At 71.4% G+C, this 3,566-nt stretch carries 4 protein-coding genes; all 4 read left to right on the forward strand.

The genetic code is table 11. The annotated features are described in order from the left end of the window. Positions 1 to 2,172: hybrid sensor histidine kinase/response regulator (locus tag HW577_RS22605; protein WP_269769588.1), on the forward strand; the 2,172-nt coding region annotated here is incomplete at its 5' end. 12 nt (positions 2,173 to 2,184) lie between these two features. Then, positions 2,185 to 2,673: a chemotaxis protein CheW gene (locus HW577_RS22610; RefSeq protein ID WP_408639549.1), complete on the forward strand. Its 489-nt coding sequence runs from the start codon at positions 2,185 to 2,187 to the stop codon at positions 2,671 to 2,673. A 10-nt stretch (positions 2,674 to 2,683) separates the two neighbouring features. Continuing rightward, the gene (locus tag HW577_RS22615) at positions 2,684 to 3,067 is read left to right on the forward strand and encodes a response regulator (protein ID WP_198378369.1); all 384 of its coding nucleotides are present in this window, start codon (positions 2,684 to 2,686) and stop codon (positions 3,065 to 3,067) included. Then, the coding region (locus tag HW577_RS22620; protein WP_332837788.1) for a response regulator at positions 3,064 to 3,566 on the forward strand (503 nt) is incomplete at its 3' end. The genes HW577_RS22615 and HW577_RS22620, both read left to right, overlap by 4 nt.

The following is a 3,566-nucleotide window of genomic DNA, read 5'->3' on the forward strand; positions in this document are numbered from 1 at the left end:
GAGCCCGCCCCCGCGCCGGTCGCCGAGGCGCCGCTCGCCCCGGTGCCCGCCCCCGCGCCCGCTCCGGTGGTGGATGTTGCGCCGCCCGCGCCCGTCGTTGCCGATGGCGCGCAGCAGGATGCCTCCGCGCCCCAGACCATCCGCGTCTCCGTCGATGTGCTCGAAGATTTGATGACGCTGGTGAGCGAGCTGGTGCTGACCCGCAACCAGCTGTTGCAGCTGGCGCGCGCGAGCCAGGCCGGCGCCTTCACCGTGCCGCTGCAGCGCCTGTCGCACATCACCTCCGACCTGCAGGAAGGGGTGATGAAGACGCGCATGCAGCCGATCGGCAATGCCTGGGCAAAGCTGCCGCGGCTGGTGCGCGACCTCGCGCACGAACTCGGCAAGAAGATTGAGCTCGAGATGCGTGGCGCGCAGACCGAGCTCGACCGCCAGGTTCTGGAACTGATCCGCGACCCGCTGACGCACATGGTGCGCAACTCGGGCGACCATGGCCTTGAGAAGCCGGCGGAGCGCCGCGCCGCGGGCAAGCCCGAGACCGGGCGCATCCTGCTCAACGCCTATCATGAAGGCGGGCACATCATCATCGAGATCGGCGACGACGGGCGCGGCCTGCCGGTCGACAAGATCCGCGCCAAGGCGATCGCCAACGGCCTCGCGACGGAAGCCGAGATCGCGCAGATGCATGAGCGCGACATCCTGCGCTTCATCTTCGCCCCCGGCTTCTCCACCGCCCAGCAGGTGACCTCGGTCTCGGGCCGCGGCGTCGGCATGGACGTGGTCAAGACCAACATCGAGAAGATCGGCGGCACGGTCGAGCTCGTCTCCCGCGAGGGTCGCGGCACGACCTTCACCATCAAGATCCCGCTGACGCTCGCGATCGCCTCCGCCCTGATCGTCGAGTCGGGCGGGGAGCGCTTCGCCCTGCCGCAGATCGGCGTGGTCGAGCTGGTGCGGGTCGGCGGCACGCAGGAAGGCGCGCCGCGGATCGAGCGCATCAAGGAAAGCGCCGTACTACGCCTGCGCGACCGCCTGCTGCCGCTCGTCTCGCTCGCCGGCCTGCTGCGCCTGCGGCACGAGGAGACGGATGAGGGCTTCGTCGCGGTGATGCAGGTGGGCGGCCAGGCCTTCGGCATCATCCTCGACCGGGTGTTCGACACCGAGGAGATCGTGGTCAAGCCGGTCGCACCCATCCTGCGCCACGTGACGATGTTCAGCGGCAACACTATCCTCGGCGACGGCAGCGTCATCATGATCCTCGACCCGAACGGGATCGCGCGCGCGGCGGGCGTCGGCTCCGACACCACGGCTGAGGAGACGCAGCGCGGCGCCGCCGCCGTGGTCGGCCAGCGCTCGAACATGAGCAGTTCCCTGCTGCTGTTCCGCGCCGGCGACCAGACCCCGAAGGCGGTCCCCCTCGGCCTTGTCGCGCGGCTCGAGGACATTCCCGGCGAGCGCATCGAGATGTCCGGCGCCGTGCCGGTCGTGCAGTACCGCGGCGCGCTGATGCCGCTGATCCCGATCTCGGCCGGCTGGATGCCGCCCGAAGGGGAGTCCCGCCAGCCGGTTCTCGTCTTCACCGAGAACAACCGCGCCATGGGCCTCGTGGTGGACGAGATCCTCGACGTGCTCGAGGCGAAGCTCGAGATCCAGGCCGGCTCCGGCAGGCCGGGCTTCATCGGCAGCGCGGTGATCGCCGGCAAGGTGACGGAGGTGATCGACACCGCCTTCTGGCTCGCCCAGGCCGGAGAGGACTGGTTCCGCCCTACCCGCCCCACCAGCGCGGGCGGCCCGCGCGCCCGCCTGCTTCTGGTCGAGGACAGCACCTTTTTCCGCCACCTGGTGGTCCCCGCGCTCTCGGCCGAGGGCTACGAGGTGACGGCGGTCGATGGCGCCGCCGCCGCGCTGAAGCTGCGCGACGAGGGCGTGCCCTTCGACGCCATCATCTCCGACATCGAGATGCCCGGGATGGACGGGCTCGCCTTCGCCCGGACGCTGCGGGCGGGCGGTGCCTGGTCCGAGGCGCCGGTGATCGCGCTTTCGGCGCGCGCCGAGCCCGCGGACGTCGCGCGCGGCCGAGATGCCGGCTTCACCGACTATGTCGCCAAGTACGACCGGGACGCGCTGCTGCAGTCGCTGCGCGACTGCCTGTCCGCCCCGCTCGCCGCCTGAGGAACGCCAGCCATGCAGACCATTGCCGCGACCCCGAACGGCGCCCCGCGTGCCGCCATGCAGGGTGCCGCCCTGCGCGAGGACGACGTCTTCCTCACCCTGACCGTGGCGGGCCAGTCCTGCGCGGTGCCCGTGCTCGCCGTGCGCGACGTGCTCGGCCCTCACGCCATCACGCGCATCCCGATGGCGCCGCGCGAAGTGGCGGGCAGCCTGAACCTGCGCGGGCGCATCGTGACCGCGCTCGACCTGCGGCTCCGGCTCGGCCTGCCCTCGCGTGCCGCGGAGGCGCAGCCGATGAGCGTCGTCGTCGAGCAGTCGAACGAACTCTACGCCCTGCTCGTCGACCAGGTGGGCGAGGTCATCCCGCTCGTCGCGGCCGATTGCGCGCCCAACCCGCCGACGCTCGACCCGCTGTGGCGCGATGTCTCACGCGGCGTCTACCGGCAGGAAGGCCGGCTGCTGATCGTGCTTGATGTCGGCCGCGTGCTGGCGATCGGCTGAGGAGCAACCCATGTCGCAGCGTACCTGCCTCGTCGTCGATGACAGCACCGTGGTCCGCAAGGCCGCGCGCCGCATCATCGAGGGCTTCGGCTTCAACGTCTCGGAGGCCAAGGACGGGCAGGAGGCGCTGGACGCCTGCCGTTCCGGGTTGCCCGAGGCCGTCCTTCTCGACTGGAACATGCCGGTCATGGACGGAATCACCTTCCTGCGCGCCGTGCGCGCGGAGTTCGGGCCGGACCAGCCGCGCATCGTGCTGTGCACGACGGAAGCGGAGCTGTCCAAGATCCTGGAGGCGCTGTCGGCCGGCGCGCAGGAATACGTCATGAAGCCCTTCGACGCCGACATCCTGCGGGACAAGTTCACCCAGGCGGGGCTGCTGGAGGAAGCGGCGTGACACTTCCCCTTCCGGCGGCCGAGCCGGAGGTGCGCGTGATGCTGTGCGACGACAGCGCTACGACGCGCGCCATCCTCGGCCGACTGCTCGAATCGGAGCCGGGCATCCGCGTGGTTCATCGCGCGGGCGACGGGCGCGCGGCGCTTGCGGCGCTGTCCGAGGCGAAGCCCGACGTGGTCCTGCTCGACCTCGAGATGCCGGTGATGGACGGCATGACGGCGCTGCCGCTGATCCTGAAGGCGGCGCCGGGCACGGCCGTCATCGTCGCGAGCGCGCTGACCCAGCGCGGCGCCAAGGCGGCGATCGCGGCACTCGCCGCGGGTGCCTCGGACTACGTGCCGAAGCCGCAGGGTTCGGCCGGCGGCGCGGCATCGCCGGAATTCAAGGCGGAACTCGTCGCCAAGGTGCGTGGCTGGGCGCGGATGAAGCGCCGCGAAAGGGCCAAGCCCGCGCGGCTGGCGCCCGTGCCGCTGCGCGCCGCCGTGCCGCCACCGGCGGC

The organism is Neoroseomonas rubea, assembly GCF_016106015.1.
GTDB classification, from domain to species: domain Bacteria; phylum Pseudomonadota; class Alphaproteobacteria; order Acetobacterales; family Acetobacteraceae; genus Neoroseomonas; species Neoroseomonas rubea.